A 16,508-nucleotide genomic window follows, 5' to 3' on the forward strand; every position below is an offset into this window, starting at 1 on the left:
AAAAACAAAATGAAATTCTAAGAAAAACAAAGAAAACAAGAGAAAACGTTAGTATATAGAGGGAGTATAAAAATTTTAGCTTTGGGATAACGATATAAAGGAATAGCCACGTCCGGCGCATGAGCCCAGCAACTAGGCGACTTCACAAATCGCCCTCCGGTAAGTTATCATCGGTTCATGATTAAGAGGAAGGCCGACTAAAAATGGGCTTGCCACCCGACGTCGGCATACTCCTGTTGCAGGAGCATGATTCCTAAAACTTTAGTTGCTTCGTTCCAGTCGCTACGTTGCTAAACGGGCGTCCTGCGCCTTTGTTCAAAGATAAGAAAGTATAAAATTTATTACTTTGGCATAACGAATTAACCGAATAAGCCACGTCCGGCGCATGAGCCCAGCAACTAGGCGACTTCACAAATCGCCCTCCGATAAGTTATCATCGGTTCGTTACCTCACCGTGATTCCTTTATCTCAGTTGCTTCGTTCCAGTCGCTACGTTGCTAAACGGGCGTCCTGCGCCTTTGTTCTTTCGTAGGTGTTTGAAATTCTATATAAATCGTTTTAATTTCTTTTGGTTTAAATTTACCTAAGGGAATCGTTTGACTGTTTTGGAAATATTGTTCATCAATCGTCTCTTCCATTGTAGTAAACTGCCAAAAGTGAATATTTTCTCTGCAGATTAACTCACCACCATTTTGAATAGCCTGATTAACTGGATTGAAAAAGCGTATGATCATCCCCTTTCTATTACGTGCTTTCTTACATGAACTGAATACGACTTGCTTCACCTTTGTAGCATCAACAAAAGAATATGTTTTTGGAACTTGAAATGACAATGGATGCATGACAAAATATTTTAGCGTATTAGTAAATTGGTTCACGTTTTGTTGTTGGTAATAGGGAAAAGCTATGGCATGTTTTTGGTATTCACAGAATACACGTGCTGCGTTAAATGTGTGCTTAATCTGAATGGAGCACTTAAACGTTAATGTTTTTTGTAATTGGCTATCCGGAGTTTCAATATATTTGAATTGGTTACCGGAAGCAACGCCTGGACGTCGCTTGAGATCAGGCTTACCGAGATATCCTACTGCACGGAATAAGGTAAGCGCAATTATTTTCTCTTTGGACCCGATGATTTCATACTCTTTTATACCTTTTGTAAAAGCAGTAATACTTTTTTGTTGGTCATGTAAGTTGACGAAACTGAGCATAGGATAAAGACCAGTTGGTTCTTCTTTCCAGTTCCTTTCCTTCCAATCTTTTAAGTTAGGGTCGACAACAGGACGATAAATAGTTCCAAAAGGTGTGTCAGCTATACTATGTTCCGTCTTTACCCCGCCATTTACAAGTAATCGCATACGGTGATCCATTGCTTGGTTGTTTATTTCCAAATGAACATCCACTGCTTGTTTGTGAGCTTCTAACTCCAGTGTGCAACAGTAGGGAATTGATGTAGTAGCCTTTCTTTGTTCTCGTTCAGATTGGTTTTTCGGAATAATAAAGCAACCGTTTAGTTTTAATGAGCTTTTCCAATTTCCTTTGACGATAGAAACGTTAGCTCTATCAAATTTAAATTGCAATTTCCAGTCGTTTGCTGGTGGTGAGTAGTCGTAGTTGTCACCGTCATCTCCTGCATCCTCCATCATTAGGAAATCTGGGTAAAGGATGTTGCTTTCTTTATCAAAAACTTGAATACTTCCATTTTTGAAACACACTTGATAGTACTCATTTTCAATCGTATTTCCGTTTTCCTCTAGTTGCTTAGAAGCAGAGGTCGTTTCTATACTAGCTTCGTTTAATTTAATATCAAGTACTTCATAACCCAGTGGTGGTAGTTTTAAAGGCAAAACAATTTCAATTTCGTAATAATATGACTCTGGAGAAGGATGAATGTTTTTTCGAATAGGTGCATTCGAATGCTTGATTATTTTTCTGATGTCAAAAGTGACCTTTTTCCCTTCATGGTAAATCGTAAAAGCAGTTTGTGGTAGCGATAATGTAATGCCAATAACTTGCTCTCTTTCTATTGGTAATGTGTTAAAGACAGTAATTTGATTTTCTTTTAGATTTTTTCTTGATTCGCTAATTTTTCTTGTTAAGTAATCTACTACAGAATAGGACAGTTGATCCGCCTCAATGAACCGTTGTAAAATAGCTTGGTTCGTTTTATCACTATTACATCCACCTGCACTGTCATGAGCATGATTACGTAACGTCAATTTCCAAATTTTATCTACTAGTTCTTGCTTATAAGGTAGCCCTAGCTGATCTGCTAACATCATTAATGGTTCTAGTTGGTAAATCAGTCGGCGTTCTATTTTATCGTTTAAATACTTATGATCGTAGCGAGATGAGTAAATGGAGCGATGAATTTTGGAAACTTCTGCATTCAATAATTCTCCCTGCACAATTGGTAAAGTGTTAGCTTCTTCATTAATTTGTGCAAACAACTGATCGTAATTACTTTCCACTAATTGCTCATCTGTAAGCTGATCATTATAATACGCAATCCGTTCTTTTAAATTGAAATCGACATAGCGTTGATCGCCACCAACTGGTAACGCAATATGAGAGGATGTACTATCTTGCTTAATTTGATCCAATAATGGTTTAGTATAGTCTATTTCAATTAGCTGCACACCCACGAAATAACCATCTTTTATATTGTAGGTTAACAGTCTGGAACCATCCTCCGATTGCCAAAGGAATTCTCTTTGACTCAATTGATCGGATGATAATCCTCGCCAAAAAACAGCTTTATCAATGCCCATCTGGGAAAAGATTTTCGGCATATCAATGGATTGCCCGAACGCATCAGGTACATACCCTAAACGATCTGCTCCTCCTAATGCATCCCCTGATTCTAATCCGAGTTGCAAGTTACGAACAAGCGACTCACCACGAATGATCATTTGATCTGATTGTGTGTACCAAGGACCAACTTTTAATTTTCCTGTTGTAATAAGGGAATTGAATGTTTCCCTTTTATCTGGGTGCACTTCCAAATAATCTTCGACAATGCTCATTTGTCCATCCAGCATGTAATAGTCGAGGACTCCCTCTTGTAAAGCTTTTATTACTTCATCTACGTGATAACAAAGTTGTATAAATGATTCATTACTTGTAAAATACCACTCATAGTCCCAATGGGTATGAGCGATGACGTGAATTTTAGTTTTCATTTCAACAACACCCTAATCTGTTAATTGCCTTGAGTAAGTAATTTATTCTTAATAACGGTAAACATTTCTTCAGTGGTGGAAGCTTCTAGGATTTTTTTAGTAAATGCTTCATCAATTAATGCTCGAGAAATAGTACTGAGTAATGTTAAATGTTCTTGGTTCTTCCCTTCAGGAATTGCGAGTGCAAACGTAATATGAACAGGTTGATTATCCATGGATTCCCAATCGATTGGGTTTTTGAATTTTACTAATATAAGCCCAGGTTTTTTAACTGTTTTATGTTTACAGTGAGGAATAGCAATGGAGTTTTTAAATCCAGTTGTAACCTCTTCCTCGCGTTTTTTAAGACCTTTATAATAAGCCTTAGCGGATTTAACAATGCCCTGTTCCTTTGCGAAGTCCGCAATGAATTGCAACGCTTCATCTTTTGTCTTTGCTGCAGTTTGAAAAGTAATATGTTGCATATCTAAAATAGATGTAGTCATGATTTATTCCACCTTTTTCTTTGTGAATCCAATAATAACAGCTGTTACGAGAACTCCTGTCATGACACTAAATATCCATGTGACAAATGGAATAGGTTGTTCAATATAACCAATAAATGTGCCGAGCGGAGAGCCAATTCCACCATAGAATTTTGCACCTAATCCTGCAGCAAGGCCTCCAGCCACTGCTGATCCAGCAACAAAGGCAGGGATCATTCGGATTGGATCTTGGGCAGCAAAAGGTATTGCACCTTCCGTTACACCAACCATACCCATTCCAAAGGCGCTGTGAGCAGATACTTTTTCGGTTGGCGAAAATTTCTTTTTAAATAAAATGGAAGCAAGCCAAATGCCGAGCGGAGCGACTGAAATAGCAGCTTGAGTAGCTGTTTGTGGTACAAAATTGGCGCCTTCAATTCCGTATTTGGCAACGGTGTCAGTAAAGACTGCTGTCCCAAAAACAAGTGCTGTCTTGTTAATTGGGCCACCAAGGTCAAATCCGACCATTGCTCCGATAATAACACCTACGATGACTGGAGCAGCCGCATAATTTTGATTTAGTGTCGTTAACCCTTGATATAAAAAATCCATCATTGAAGCCATTGGAGTGCCAATCACATATAGAACAAAAATAGATATAATTAATGTACTTACTAATGGAAGTATCATAATAGGTACAATAGGTTGAATCATTTTAGGATAAGGAATCTTTTTAAGAACTTTTACTAAATAGCCAGCTGCGAAAGCTACAAGAATAGCAGCTAGGAACCCTCCGCCAGCTTCTGCGCCAAGCATTTCTGCATCGTTGGCAATATATGTTCCAATCATGGCAGCGGCAATAGCTGGTTTTCCAGCTATGGAGTTAGCAACAAATCCAGCAAATAATGGGATCATCAATAGAAAACCAACTTGTCCAACACTGAACAAGTTGGACATTAAATCTCCTATAAATGTCGAAGTATCAAACCCCCAGTTGACAATTCTTCCTGCTTCATCCTTTTGGAATGCGTATACATTGGCAATAGCTAAAATAAGTCCTGACGCAATAACCATTGGGATCATGTAGGAAATACCCGCCATAATATGCTGGAAGAAGCCACCTTCCTCCGTTTTACCCATTTTGGCTATCCCAGCTTTTGTTCCTTTTTCTCCGTAAGTCGTTGCTTGATTTAAAGCCCTTTCAATTAAAGTCTCAGGATTTTTAATCGCTTCAGCTGCCCGTACTCTTAATACACGTTTGCCTACAAAACGGGACATATCTATATTAATTTCCACAGCTAAGATTACTACGTCCGCTTCCTCAATTTCTAGAGGGGTAAGTTTGTTTTCGACACCGATGGAACCTTGTGTTTCCACTTTCATTTCATATCCTTTGGCAACCCCAGCTTTTTCTAAAGATTCTGCGGCCATATACGTATGGGCTATTCCAGCAGAACAAGCTGTAACACCAACAATTTTCTTTTTAGACATGGTAGCTCACCTTTCAGAGTTTGTATTGGTACTTATGGAAGTTATACGACATTATACGTGGTATTTCTTTTCTGAGTCTCCATGTATCTAGATACAATAAGAAAGACATATAGCTATACTTTTATTATATGGAGGTTGCATTATATTGTATATATCTACAGGTTATTCTGTATAAAGTATCTTTTTTATGCATTTTCATGAAAGTAATTTCAGTTTAGGGAAGAAAGTGATGGGTGGGAGACTTAAAAGGTGATACAAAGAGAAAGTAGGCGATTATGAACAGGGTAACAGGTAAGCAGTAAGTAAGAGGTAAGAGTAAGCAGCTCCGTCATAATTGCGAACAAGCTAGAATCAAGTCCTTTATGGCGATTATGGCGTATTCTGAAAATATACCCGTAGCTGGATGATGTTTGTTATAATAATAATAACTTCTAAACATGAAAGGTGAGACAATGGAAGCAATAAAGCTAACCAATTTAGAAAAATCGTATCGTAGGAACAAGGCGGTTAAAAATATTACACTTGAAGTGAAGAAAGGAGAGCTTTTTGGATTCCTTGGACCTAATGGTGCTGGGAAGACGACGACGATTAAAATGCTAACTGGATTGTTGGAACCTTCCAGTGGAACTGCTGCCATTACTGGTATTGATATATGGAAAAATCCGATTGAGGCAAAGAAGCATATTGCTTATGTGCCAGATCAGCCGAATATTTATCCGAAACTAACCGGTTGGGATTATCTTGAATTTATCGCTTCCGTTTATCGCATTCCCAAAGACGTCTTTCAAGAAGAAGCGAGGAAGCTTTTGGATATGTTCGGGTTAACGAATCGGGCTCATGATTTAATTGAAAGTTATTCTCATGGGATGAAGCAGAAAATTGCCATTTGTGGTGCTTTAGTACATCGTCCAGATGTGCTGTTTTTAGATGAGCCGACAGTAGGTCTGGATCCGAAAAGTGCCAGAACATTAAAGAATTTATTACGTGAGCTGTGTGATAATGGGATGACAGCCTTTTTATCAACACATATTCTGGAAATTGCTGAGCAAATGTGTGATCGTGTGGGGATTATTTTTGAAGGAGACATTATTGCATTAGGAACGTTGGAAGAATTAAGAAGTCGAGGCGAATATGCAGATAAGAGCTTGGAAGATATTTTCTTAGAATTAACAGGTGGCGAAGACCATCAGGAAATCATTCAAGGTTTAACGAATCAAGGTGACAGCCAATGATGAAAGTCTTGCTTGCTAATCAATGGAAGATCTTTATTAATACATTTAAATCCCAGTCTAGCAAGTCGTACGTTGGGTATCTCATCACATTTCTTTTAATTGGATTCTTTTTAATCTGGGTTACGAATAGTATTGTTGCATTTAGCGGGTCTTTATCGGGTTACATTTTTGAAGGCGTATTAGCATACGGTATGTTAGCAGTAATCGGATTTCTTATTTTGTTTGGGTTGCCGCAAGTATTTAAACAACTTTACTCAGCAACGGACTTGAATTTATTATTTACGATGCCTATTCCGACGAAATATATTTTTTGGACGAAATATATTCAGAGCTTTGCAGGTATACCCCTAATATTTTTTATTATCGTTATTGTTCCGATGTTCACATACGGAGCAACGGTCGGTGTGCATATGTTGTACTATCCTGTTTTTTTCCTTGTTTTGCTAGCGGTGATGGTGATTGGATTGTCGATTGCTTACTTGTTTAACTTATTACTTATTCAAATCATTCCAGCTAGCCGGGCAAATGAATTTATGACGGTTATGAGTGTTCTTTCTGGTGTATTTGTATATTTATTAATTCTGCTTCCAGATATGATGGCTGAACGTTCTTTAACGGAAATGATTTTAACTGGACTTCCTCTTTTTCCAGAATGGGTGCCCCTAACTTGGGCAAGTAAAGCTATCTCCGAAGCAAGTGCGGGGTCTTTTGGTTTTATTCTACCGTTAACTATGATGGTTACATTAGCAATTATATCTGTTTTATTTGCGTCCATATTTGTGGAAAAGGGTTTCCGAACGGGTTGGATTAAGCTAAGTGAAGGGGGAGGAAAAAGAAAGAAGAAAATTTCTGAAAAAGTGTCCAAGGCCGAACCAAATCATCCCGTTATTGCGATTGGTAAGAAAGAATGGTTGATGATGAAGCGTGATATGAGAGAGTGGCTAGTTTTTCTACCGTTACTTTTCTTTTTTGTCGGATATATCTTTACGGGAGTGATAAATGGAAGCGGCAGTTTGACTGATTTACGAGGCCCCCATGAAGTGACATGGCCCATAGCGCAAGTTATCTTTTTGTTGATTTATGCTATGTTTAATGGGCAGATTGCTAGTTCTTCTGTTGCTCGGGAAGCAAATAACCTTTGGATTTTGCGTATTCTTCCGTTGTCCGGAAAAGAAATAGCGCTTGGAAAACTGTGGATTAGCTGGCTCATCCCTTTTGTCGTGTTAACGGTTGTTGAGATTACTGTTGGTCTGTTTTTGGGCTGGACGGTGCTTCCATTTATTGCTGGGATAGCTATGAAAGCTGTTATGACTATTGGTATTAGCGGGATAGGTCTGTGGTTTGGAACCATTGGAGCGAAATATAATCCGGAAAATCCACAAAATAGGCTGAAATTTGGATCGTCATTACTTTTAATTATCGCTTCATATGTGTATCTGCTTTTAGCACTTATTCCATATGTTTTGCTACTTATTCCTACAAAAGCAAAAGAGTTAGCACAAGAGGTTGCAAGCGACAGTAGTGGCGTGTTTGGTCTAGTGGCAAATTTCGTTCATACAGTATTAGTATGGAAAGAGGCTAGTCCTGTACTGGTAACTTTGTTAGGGATTATATTATTGATAGTCGTTTCGGCTGGTATTGGTGCTATTTTTATGTCCCTCAGCGCTCGGAAAATGGAGCAAGGTATAGAAATTGAAATGGTGCAACATACGAAATCATTAAGGTTATAAGGATTTCTAAAATAATGAGGGACAAAAAAGAAAGGGAGCACACTGCTCTCTTTTTTGTTAGTATATAGAGGGAGTATAAAATTTGTTGCTTTGGGATAAGGGAATAACGGAATAGCTACTTCCGGCGCAAGCGCCCTGCAACTAGGCGACTTCTCGAATCGCCCTCCGCTAAGTCATCATTGGTTGTAGCTAAGAGGAAGGCCGACTAAATACGGGCTTGCCGCTCAGGCGTCGGCATACCCCTTGTTTTAGTGGCATGATTTCTAAAACTTTCGTTGCTTCGTTCCAGTCGCTACGTTGCTAAACGGGCGTTCTGCGCCTTTGTTCTTGAAAACTGTTTCGGTGTTGGCATGCTGAGATACAGGACGCCTCTTATGGTATATCTTGCAGAAAACGTAATGAGCTTGTAGTGTAGAAGTAAAAGAACAAGAAAAAATATTATTGACTCTTTTGCTTATTTTCAAACATTCTAGCTTTATATTTGTCTCCCCATTCTTTCATTTGCGTAATAATGGGTTCTAAAGTCATGCCAAATTCAGTCATTGAGTACTCGACTCTTGGAGGCACTTCCGGATATACTTTACGGCAAATTACACCATCTTGTTCTAGTTCGCTTAATTGTAAGGATAGCATGCGTTGGGTTATACCAGGAATTAAGCGACGTAATTCGTTGAAACGCTTTTTGTCATTTAGCAAATGATACAAAATAACGCCTTTCCATTTCCCGCCGATGACATCTAACGTTGATTCTACCGGACAGCCTTCTGGGCAACCGTATCCGCTTTTTCTGTTTCTCATCTACCCACCGCCTGTTTTAGTTTTAAATCATTTGCAGAAATGCATTTCTCGGGGATTGTGATACCGTAATAATCTCATATTAGAAATAACCTTATAGGTAACACTAATGTTACTATACAACATAAATGTGCCTTCTTACATTATTTTGCGTTTGTTTCTATAATAGGAACAAATAAATTAAAGGAGATGATCGCATGAAGGCAGTCGGATTATTGGAATATTTGCCAATTGATCAGGAAGATAGTCTATTTGATTTTGAAGCAACTAAACCAACCGCAAAGGATACAGATTTGCTAGTTAAAATAAATTCCATTTCTATTAACCCGGTGGATGTAAAAGTCCGTGCACCAAAAGAAAAGAAAGAAGAAATGCCTAAAGTATTAGGATGGGATGCTAGCGGAGTGGTCGTGGAAGTAGGAGAAGACTGTAAATTATTTCAGGTAGGGGATGAAGTTTACTATGCTGGTGCTATTAACAGACCAGGTACTTATAGTGAATATCATCTTGTAGATGAACGGATTGTAGGAAAAAAACCAAAAACATTATCCTTTGCAGAAGCTGCTGCAATGCCGCTAACGACCATAACTGCTTGGGAAGCGTTATTTGAAAGATTAGCAATTAACTCAGAGAATAACCAGAAAAACAATTTACAAAGCATTCTGATTATTGGTGGCGCTGGGGGAGTAGGTTCGATTGCGATCCAACTTGCTAAGTGGGCTGGTTTGGAAGTGATTGCTACCGCTTCTCGTCCAGAAACGGTAAATTGGGTTAAACAACTTGGCGCTGATCATATCATCAATCATAATAAGGCTTTGAAAGCACAAATAACAGAGAAACAGTTGCATGAGGTAGACTATATTCTTTGCTTAAATAATACGGATCAGCATTGGGAAGCTATGGGAGAAGTAATTAAACCTCAAGGAAAAGTATGTTCCATTGTGGAAAATGAACAACCGCTTGATTTAAATGTATTAAAAAGTAAAAGCGCCACTTTCGTTTGGGAATTTATGTTTACACGTTCATTATACACAACACCGGATATGATTAACCAACATCTTTTATTAAATAAAGTAAGCGAATTGTTAGATCAACGTGTACTAAAAACTACGCTGCAAGAAAAGCTATCTCCGATTAATGCGGCAACGTTACGTAAAGCGCACGCTACTGTAGAATCAGGAAAAATGATTGGGAAATTAGTCGTTGAGGGATTTGAAACTAAGGAAGGGTAATGAATTAGCTTGGCTGCGGACTTCTTAATATATGAGAAGCCCACAGCCAGATTTGCCCTACCAAAGCAAATTACTTATCCCATAAAACTAGCAGTAAAGCTCCACACCCCCTATGGGACTAACATCATGGTGAGGGATGGGCACACCATGTAAGCCAAACACCCGACTGTTCATAGGTATTTAGGTCATACTCAGGCGGGTCTAACACACAATGGTGGATAAAATATCCCCACTGTTGGAAGCTTTACTTTAAGCCTTTGCCTTCTCCAATAACTTAATTATTTTATCAAATCCGCGATCTTTGGCATGCTCTAATGGGGTAACCCCTTCCTTATCCGTAATCGAAACATCTGCACCATGTTCAAGAAGTAATTGGACAATCTGTTGATGCTTTTTGCCACCATCACTAAGCACGATTGCTTCCATCAATGCTGTCCAATGCAGATTATTAATATGGTTTACGTCAGTGTCTGAGTTGGTGAGTAATTCCTTTACTACATCTACATGCCCCCGTTCAGCAGCGGGAATGAGTGCTGTTCCACCAAAACGATTGGTAAGTGTTGTGTCAGCTCCAGCTTCTAAAGCTAATTTTAAAATATCCAGCAAGCCTTCTGCTCCGGCGTAAAGCAGGACATTGTCCGAACGATCATCCTGTTTGTTAATGTCGGCGCCTTCTTCAATGAGCAATTTTACTGTCTCCACTTCGTTGTTGTATGTAGCGGCGAGTACAGCTGTAGTTCCTTGATCATTGGTTGCGTCAATATTTGCACCGTTTTGGAGTAGTTGTTCTACTTTTTCCTGATTTCCCTTTGCAGCTGCTTCTATGAGTGATTGATTCAAAGCAATCTCCTCCTTGTTATTTGTTTGTTGTTCATCTGAAGAAAAGTCGTTCCTGTTTTGACATGCGACCAAAAAAATGACGGTAACCAGTAAAGCTCCCAAAAGCATATGTTGTTTCATCAGTCTGTTAACCTCCTCATTAGTTAAGTTTATTCTCATATTCTTGGCAGTAAATCTCTACTTCTACTTTAAGAAATGGGTTCTAAGGGGATAAGTGCAAGGCTTAACTAGAGCAGAGGGTGGCAAAAGAAAACCCCTATTACAGATTCACTTTATTTTAAAGCTGTCACTAAAGGCCTGCTTCAATTCTGTAATGAAAACGATTTGAGCTCCAACTACTAATCAATTACCTGATTCATTCCTCTAACCATCAGTGGACGCTAATAGAAAATTCGTACTGATTGAGTATTTATTTTATCATGATTTAAACCATAGGAAAATTTAATGTCTTTCTATTAGTGGGTATGTTATAGTGATTTTGAAGAAAGTAGTGTATGCAAATTGAAATGTATAGAGGGAATGATTGAATGCAAATCAGGAAGTTACAGGCAGGTGAAAACCCACCGCTGGAACTGTTATTAGAAGCAGATCCACAAAAAGAATTGATAGAAGCATATCTTTCTAGAGGAGAATGTTTTATAGCCGAAATAACTGAAAAAGTGGTTGGGGTTTATGTTTTGCTTCCAACTAGGCCTAGTACCATTGAATTGATTAATATAGCAATAGCTGAAGAAGAACAAGGGAAAGGATATGGAAAGAAGCTTATTGCTGATGCTATACAGAAAGCGAAAGAAAAGAAATGCAGAATCATGGAAGTTGGCACAGGAAATTCGAGTATAGGTCAGCTAGCTATGTATCAAAAATGTGGTTTTAGAATAACTGGTGTAGATAAAGATTTTTTTGTTAAGCATTACTCAGAACCTATTGTTGAAAATGGAATTCTGTGTACAGATATGATTCGCTTATCTATCGATTTAGGTTAAAAGCACAGACATGCAAGTTACAGGGCGTATGGAGAAAATAGTTTACGTATATAAGAGGATGTATCTGTTATATTATTTTGATGGAGGTAATAGTAATGGATAAATTTATGGAACGTGCAGTAGAGCTGGCAGTGGAAAATGTGCTAGCAGGCGGACAGCCATTTGGAGCGGTACTTGTGAAAGATGGAGAGATTAAAGCAGAGGGGGTAAATGAACTACATCACACGTATGATATAAGTGGTCATGCAGAGCTATTAGCTATTCGAAAAGCGCAAAAGGCATTACAAACAAATGACTTATCAAGCTACACGATGTATGCAAGTGGAGAGCCATGCCCGATGTGTTTAACGGCGATGTATTTTGCAGGAATTAGCAAGATATATTACTGTGCTTCTGTCGAGGAAGCTGATGAAGTAGGTTTAGGAGCTTCCAAAAACATCTACGAAGATTTACAAAAACCTAAAGAACAACGCTCTTTATTTCCTGTGCATATGCCTTTACGTGGTGGACAAGAAAACCCGATGGAGCTTTGGAAGCAGCGAAATGTATAACGTATGTCAAAACAATATACAATGTGGAAACGATAACCTCCTCTTATTCCATTGCCGAGGCCGCATGAGAGTCTTATGAACTATTCCCTTAGGTATAGGTGATAGATTCTCTACTCGAAATCAAAGCGCATCATCTGTTACAGATGTGCGCTTTGTTTTTCAATATAGTATAGTGGAAATCCTCTATCTTATATTCGTGGAAGGTCCATCAAAACGGGATAACCTAGTAATAGGAGAGTGGTTTCTATAAAGTCTTGCATTTGAATTGGTTCTATTGCGTTGACCTTAAAATTCATTACCTTTTTTATTATCCTCTCATCTATCATTGTCTCCTAGCAAATCGGCGCTAATGTGAATGGGAGTTTAGGCTCTATGGATAACCTTAATTATCTCCTGCTTGTATACCGTTGGTTCAAAGCCATGTAACTTATCCCATACAAAAAGTACTACAAGACCTCCTGCTTCAAGTATTGGAGAATCGATACTACAATAAGTTGAAGAGGGGGATAACAGCACTTAAATGCCCGATTCGTTTAGAGGGCTTAAGTCATACCATCACAGTACTACAAGCAGTGGTAGATAGTTGAAAATTGGCTTTATTCGCTTATTCAATCCGTAGTGTAATATCATAAATAGCTTATGAATCTACACTTATATCGCCATATTGATCTCGCAACTTACGCTTAAGAACTTTTCCACTTGGATTTTTAGGGAGTGTGTCTGTAAATAAAATGTATTTCGGTACTTTAAATGTAGATAATCTTTCTTTGCAAAATGTTTGGACCATCTCTTTTGTTAGCTGTGTGTTTTTTTTCGGAATAATGATCGCTGTTACCGCCTCTATCCAGTAAGCATCTGGTATGCTAATGACAGCAACTTCCGACACGCCTTTCAAGAGATAAATGGTTTCTTCTACTTCACGGCTTGATACGTTTACTCCTCCTGTGTTAATCATATCTTTCTTGCGATCGACTATGGTTATATAGCCTTCTTCATCCATTACACCTAAATCGCCGCTATGGAACCAGCCGTTTCGGAATACTTCAGCTGTTTTATCTGGATCATGTAAATAGCCTTTCATCGCATGTGGTGTTCGATGTACGATTTCACCTACCTCACCACGCGCTACCTCTTGGTCATTATCGTCAACAATTTTTGTTTGTACATTTAATGACGGAATTCCAGCTGAACCGAGCTTTCGAATTTGATCCTCTGGTTTTAGCACCGTGGCAAGTGGTGCCACTTCTGTTTGACCGTAAAAATTCCAAAAACCTACGTTAGGTAAGCGCTCTGCTAATTCTCTTAATACTTCTCTTGGCATAGTTGCTGCGCCGTAGTAGCATTTTTTCAGACTAGATAAATCCCGTATTGCAAACTCAGGATGACGCAATAACGCAATCCAAATGGTTGGCGGACAAAAAAGCTGCGTCACTTTTTTCTCTTCGACTGTTTTTAAAATAACTTTAGGATTTGCTCCCTCAAGAATAATACCACTACCCCCAACATAAATGCTCGGGCCTAAAAACACGTGAAGTTGCGCACTGTGATAAAGTGGCAAAGCATGGATAATTGTATCCTGCGTTTCCATTTTCCCATCCACAACACAACTAACATACTCACTTACAATATTTTTATGTGAAAGCATAACACCTTTAGGTCGGGATTCCGTTCCACTTGTATATAAAACATGACAAAGGTCCTCTTCTCCGATGTCAACTTCCATCAGTGATTTTGGCTGCGTTTTTCTTATGTCACTTAGTAGTTTCCAACCTTCTAGCGATTGTTTGTCTGTGTCCATCATATACCGGTATTTAATATCCACGCTTGAGGAAGCTTCGGCAAGTATATTTGCATATTGTTCCGAAGCAATAAGTCCAGTAACCTCTGCATGTTCTACAATATACGCAATATCTTCTAAGCTTAACATATAATTAATTGGAATCATTACAGCTCCTATTCGAGCAAGTGCGAAATTAACAATTACAAAATCTAAGCTGTTTTTGGACATGACCGTAATCATATCTCCTTTTTTCATTCCATGTGCTAAAAATGCATGTGCTGTTTGGTTCACTAAATGATCCAAATCTTTATACGTTAATGCTATCGATTTGTAAGAGATTGCATTTTTATCTGGCATTCGATCAGCTGTACGAGAAAGGATATCTCCGAGTGTATTTCTTCTTGCCCGTTGCAACAGTTTCTCCAAATCAATATTTGTTCCCGTGTTCAATGTCTCCCTCCTCAGAAAATTATGGTGAACAGCTCTTGGGAAGTATTCTTTTAATTATTTTAATTCAGATAATTGATAAAAGCAATAGCTGAATGGCGTCTTCACTTTAGGTATAAAAATGAGCGATACCTCTGTTGTATGTGCGCTTCGTTCTCCTTCATAGCTTGGCCACTTTTTAAATAAGGTAAGACAGTATAAAATGAGGTGCTTGGGGATAACGAAATAACCGGATAACCACGTCCGGCGCATGAGCCCAGTAACGATTCGACTTTAGAAATGCAGCCGCCCTACGATAAGTCATCATTGGTTCGTGGTTAAGAGGAAGGTCGACTAAATACGGGCTTGCCGCTCAGGCGTCGGCATCCCCCTTGTTCTAGTGGTATGATTTCTAAAACTTTCGTTGCTTCGTTCCAGTCGCTACGTTGCTAAACGGGCGTTCTGCGCCTTTGTTCATAATGTTTTTAATGATCGCACTGTATCCGTGAAAAAGACGATGGTTAGGACACCAATCAAGGAGAATATGTTTGTCAAAGATCCATCAAAAATATGAATATACCTATAAATACAAGTATGATGCCTAAATAAAACCCTGGATCTGAAAATTGGTCAAATAATTCTCCCTGGTCAATAGTTATCGTCTCCTGCATTTTTTATCCCCTCGAATAAGCTCGTCTATTGTTATACCAAACAGATCACTAATGCGAATTAAATTTTGAATATCGGGATAACCTTTATTTGCCTCCCACTTGTACACTGCCTGTCGTGAGGCATGTAACTCATTGGCTAATTTCTCCTGCGACCAACCGCGTTTTTTTCTACATTTTTTCAATTTTTCTCCAAAATAGTTTGCTTGCTGTTCCATAAACTCACCTCTCTGCTTATAAAAAAGGATTAATTATTATGTGGGAAGAAACTTATGGTTTAAGTTGTTAACTAGCTGTTTACATGTAGAAAGAACGCGGATGAAGACGCGTGTCGTAACTATAAAGAGAAATGAGTAATTCACTAATTTAAATCTGTAGCACTCATGAACAACGAGGGAGTTCTATTAATTAAGTACCAATATTTGGCGTAAATAGGATAAAAATTACAATTAATCATTTGGTTTTCTGCACCGTGATGTCATTTGATACAATAATAAGACCAATCGCTTGTTTAGAAAAAATCTAGCAACTAAATAAGAAATAAAATATTATTGCTGCCGTATTAGTGTTTAATTAGTAACTATACTGTAAAATAGGATTTGTATGAAAGTGACTTACTTCCTGCTAGTGCTTGGCAAGGTGGATTCATTTTGTGTTTCGCGATTGTTTAATTCATCCAATTTTTGTTAAATTTTGTAAAAAGGTTCCTAAAAATATATTCATCACTTATAATCTAAAGTAGAATACAGTCGGTTAGGAGGTATTGCGTCTGAATTGTTGTTGTAAACGTGGAGAAACGAGAGAATTAATTATAGAAGCAGATATTGGAGCAGACCCGATTTGGTGTAAGCATTGTCGGTGTAATTTAGATATAGAAGATTTGCCTATTTCTCAAGGATTAATGGACGAATTGGAAGCTTGGAGCACCCAATATGGCAAATGGATAGATTGGGAAAATGAACAATTATTACCACATGCTGTGCAACAGGAATTTGCATATAATGAGGTCGGGTACACTTTATTACATAAATTACAAGCTGAATTACGCTCGGCTTATTCGATTCAGTTTATCCCTGGATCTACGGTAGATGAATACAAAACTCTATAATCGGTTTGTTTGCATATGATTTACAA

General features: G+C 38.3%; 13 protein-coding genes. 6 read left to right on the top strand and 7 right to left on the bottom strand.

Features of this window, described 5'->3' with window-relative positions; all coding sequences use genetic code 11:
• Positions 1-497: 497 nt before the first annotated feature.
• The 3 genes from D1839_RS00005 to D1839_RS00015 are packed head-to-tail and all read right to left on the bottom strand — an operon-like array spanning position 498 to position 5,137.
• Positions 498-3,182, bottom strand: a complete 2,685-nt coding sequence (locus D1839_RS00005; RefSeq protein ID WP_120377850.1) for a glycoside hydrolase family 38 C-terminal domain-containing protein — start codon at positions 3,180-3,182, stop codon at positions 498-500.
• Positions 3,183-3,202: 20 nt separating this feature from the next.
• Entirely contained in the window at positions 3,203-3,667 is a 465-nt protein-coding gene (locus tag D1839_RS00010) for a PTS sugar transporter subunit IIA (RefSeq protein WP_120377851.1), read from the bottom strand.
• Positions 3,668-3,670: 3 nt separating this feature from the next.
• Entirely contained in the window at positions 3,671-5,137 is a 1,467-nt protein-coding gene (locus D1839_RS00015) for a PTS fructose transporter subunit IIC (protein ID WP_120377852.1), read from the bottom strand.
• 452 nt (positions 5,138-5,589) lie between these two features.
• Between D1839_RS00015 and D1839_RS00020 the strand changes: the two genes are divergently transcribed.
• Both D1839_RS00020 and D1839_RS00025 read left to right on the top strand, forming a co-directional pair.
• A complete protein-coding gene (locus D1839_RS00020; RefSeq protein ID WP_120377853.1) occupies positions 5,590-6,369 on the top strand; it encodes an ABC transporter ATP-binding protein in 780 nt (259 codons plus the stop codon).
• Complete coding sequence (locus tag D1839_RS00025; RefSeq protein WP_120377854.1) at positions 6,366-8,099, top strand: putative ABC transporter permease subunit; 1,734 nt, start codon at positions 6,366-6,368, stop codon at positions 8,097-8,099. The genes D1839_RS00020 and D1839_RS00025 overlap by 4 nt, the downstream gene beginning before the upstream one ends.
• A 438-nt stretch (positions 8,100-8,537) precedes the next feature.
• Here the strand turns inward: D1839_RS00025 and D1839_RS00030 are convergent, their stop codons facing one another.
• Positions 8,538-8,897 (bottom strand): winged helix-turn-helix transcriptional regulator, encoded by a 360-nt coding sequence (locus D1839_RS00030; RefSeq protein ID WP_120377855.1) that lies wholly within the window; start codon positions 8,895-8,897, stop codon positions 8,538-8,540.
• Between the two features lie 194 nt (positions 8,898-9,091).
• Between D1839_RS00030 and D1839_RS00035 the strand changes: the two genes are divergently transcribed.
• Entirely contained in the window at positions 9,092-10,126 is a 1,035-nt protein-coding gene (locus D1839_RS00035) for a zinc-binding alcohol dehydrogenase family protein (protein ID WP_120377856.1), read from the top strand.
• Positions 10,127-10,375: 249 nt separating this feature from the next.
• On the opposite strand, the gene D1839_RS00040 is transcribed toward D1839_RS00035, so the two are convergent.
• Positions 10,376-11,086, bottom strand: a complete 711-nt coding sequence (locus tag D1839_RS00040; protein ID WP_199689860.1) for an ankyrin repeat domain-containing protein — start codon at positions 11,084-11,086, stop codon at positions 10,376-10,378.
• Positions 11,087-11,493: 407 nt separating this feature from the next.
• On the opposite strand from D1839_RS00040, the gene D1839_RS00045 reads away from it, so the two are divergent.
• A complete protein-coding gene (locus D1839_RS00045) occupies positions 11,494-11,949 on the top strand; it encodes a GNAT family N-acetyltransferase (protein ID WP_120377857.1) in 456 nt (151 codons plus the stop codon).
• Positions 11,950-12,044: 95 nt separating this feature from the next.
• A complete protein-coding gene (locus D1839_RS00050) occupies positions 12,045-12,500 on the top strand; it encodes a nucleoside deaminase (RefSeq protein ID WP_120377858.1) in 456 nt (151 codons plus the stop codon).
• 637 nt (positions 12,501-13,137) lie between these two features.
• On the opposite strand, the gene D1839_RS00055 is transcribed toward D1839_RS00050, so the two are convergent.
• Entirely contained in the window at positions 13,138-14,730 is a 1,593-nt protein-coding gene (locus D1839_RS00055) for a fatty acyl-CoA synthetase (protein ID WP_286164669.1), read from the bottom strand.
• A 631-nt stretch (positions 14,731-15,361) separates the two neighbouring features.
• Positions 15,362-15,592 carry a helix-turn-helix domain-containing protein gene (locus D1839_RS00060; RefSeq protein WP_199689861.1) on the bottom strand — a complete coding sequence of 77 codons (231 nt, stop codon included), beginning with the start codon at positions 15,590-15,592 and terminating at the stop codon, positions 15,362-15,364.
• A gap of 545 nt (positions 15,593-16,137) precedes the next feature.
• Between D1839_RS00060 and D1839_RS00065 the strand changes: the two genes are divergently transcribed.
• Positions 16,138-16,482, top strand: a complete 345-nt coding sequence (locus D1839_RS00065; protein ID WP_120377859.1) for a hypothetical protein — start codon at positions 16,138-16,140, stop codon at positions 16,480-16,482.
• Positions 16,483-16,508 lie beyond the last annotated feature (26 nt).

This window comes from Roseburia sp. 1XD42-34 (genome assembly GCF_009917385.1).
GTDB lineage: Bacteria > Bacillota > Bacilli > Bacillales > Amphibacillaceae > Virgibacillus.

Coding starts and splice junctions, on each gene's coding strand:
- D1839_RS00005 (WP_120377850.1), bottom strand. CDS start 3,182: ATGAAAACTAAAATTCACGTCATCGCTCATACCCATTGGGACTATGAG.
- D1839_RS00010 (WP_120377851.1), bottom strand. CDS start 3,667: ATGACTACATCTATTTTAGATATGCAACATATTACTTTTCAAACTGCA.
- D1839_RS00015 (WP_120377852.1), bottom strand. CDS start 5,137: ATGTCTAAAAAGAAAATTGTTGGTGTTACAGCTTGTTCTGCTGGAATA.
- D1839_RS00020 (WP_120377853.1), top strand. CDS start 5,590: ATGGAAGCAATAAAGCTAACCAATTTAGAAAAATCGTATCGTAGGAAC.
- D1839_RS00025 (WP_120377854.1), top strand. CDS start 6,366: ATGATGAAAGTCTTGCTTGCTAATCAATGGAAGATCTTTATTAATACA.
- D1839_RS00030 (WP_120377855.1), bottom strand. CDS start 8,897: ATGAGAAACAGAAAAAGCGGATACGGTTGCCCAGAAGGCTGTCCGGTA.
- D1839_RS00035 (WP_120377856.1), top strand. CDS start 9,092: ATGAAGGCAGTCGGATTATTGGAATATTTGCCAATTGATCAGGAAGAT.
- D1839_RS00040 (WP_199689860.1), bottom strand. CDS start 11,086: ATGAAACAACATATGCTTTTGGGAGCTTTACTGGTTACCGTCATTTTT.
- D1839_RS00045 (WP_120377857.1), top strand. CDS start 11,494: ATGCAAATCAGGAAGTTACAGGCAGGTGAAAACCCACCGCTGGAACTG.
- D1839_RS00050 (WP_120377858.1), top strand. CDS start 12,045: ATGGATAAATTTATGGAACGTGCAGTAGAGCTGGCAGTGGAAAATGTG.
- D1839_RS00060 (WP_199689861.1), bottom strand. CDS start 15,592: ATGGAACAGCAAGCAAACTATTTTGGAGAAAAATTGAAAAAATGTAGA.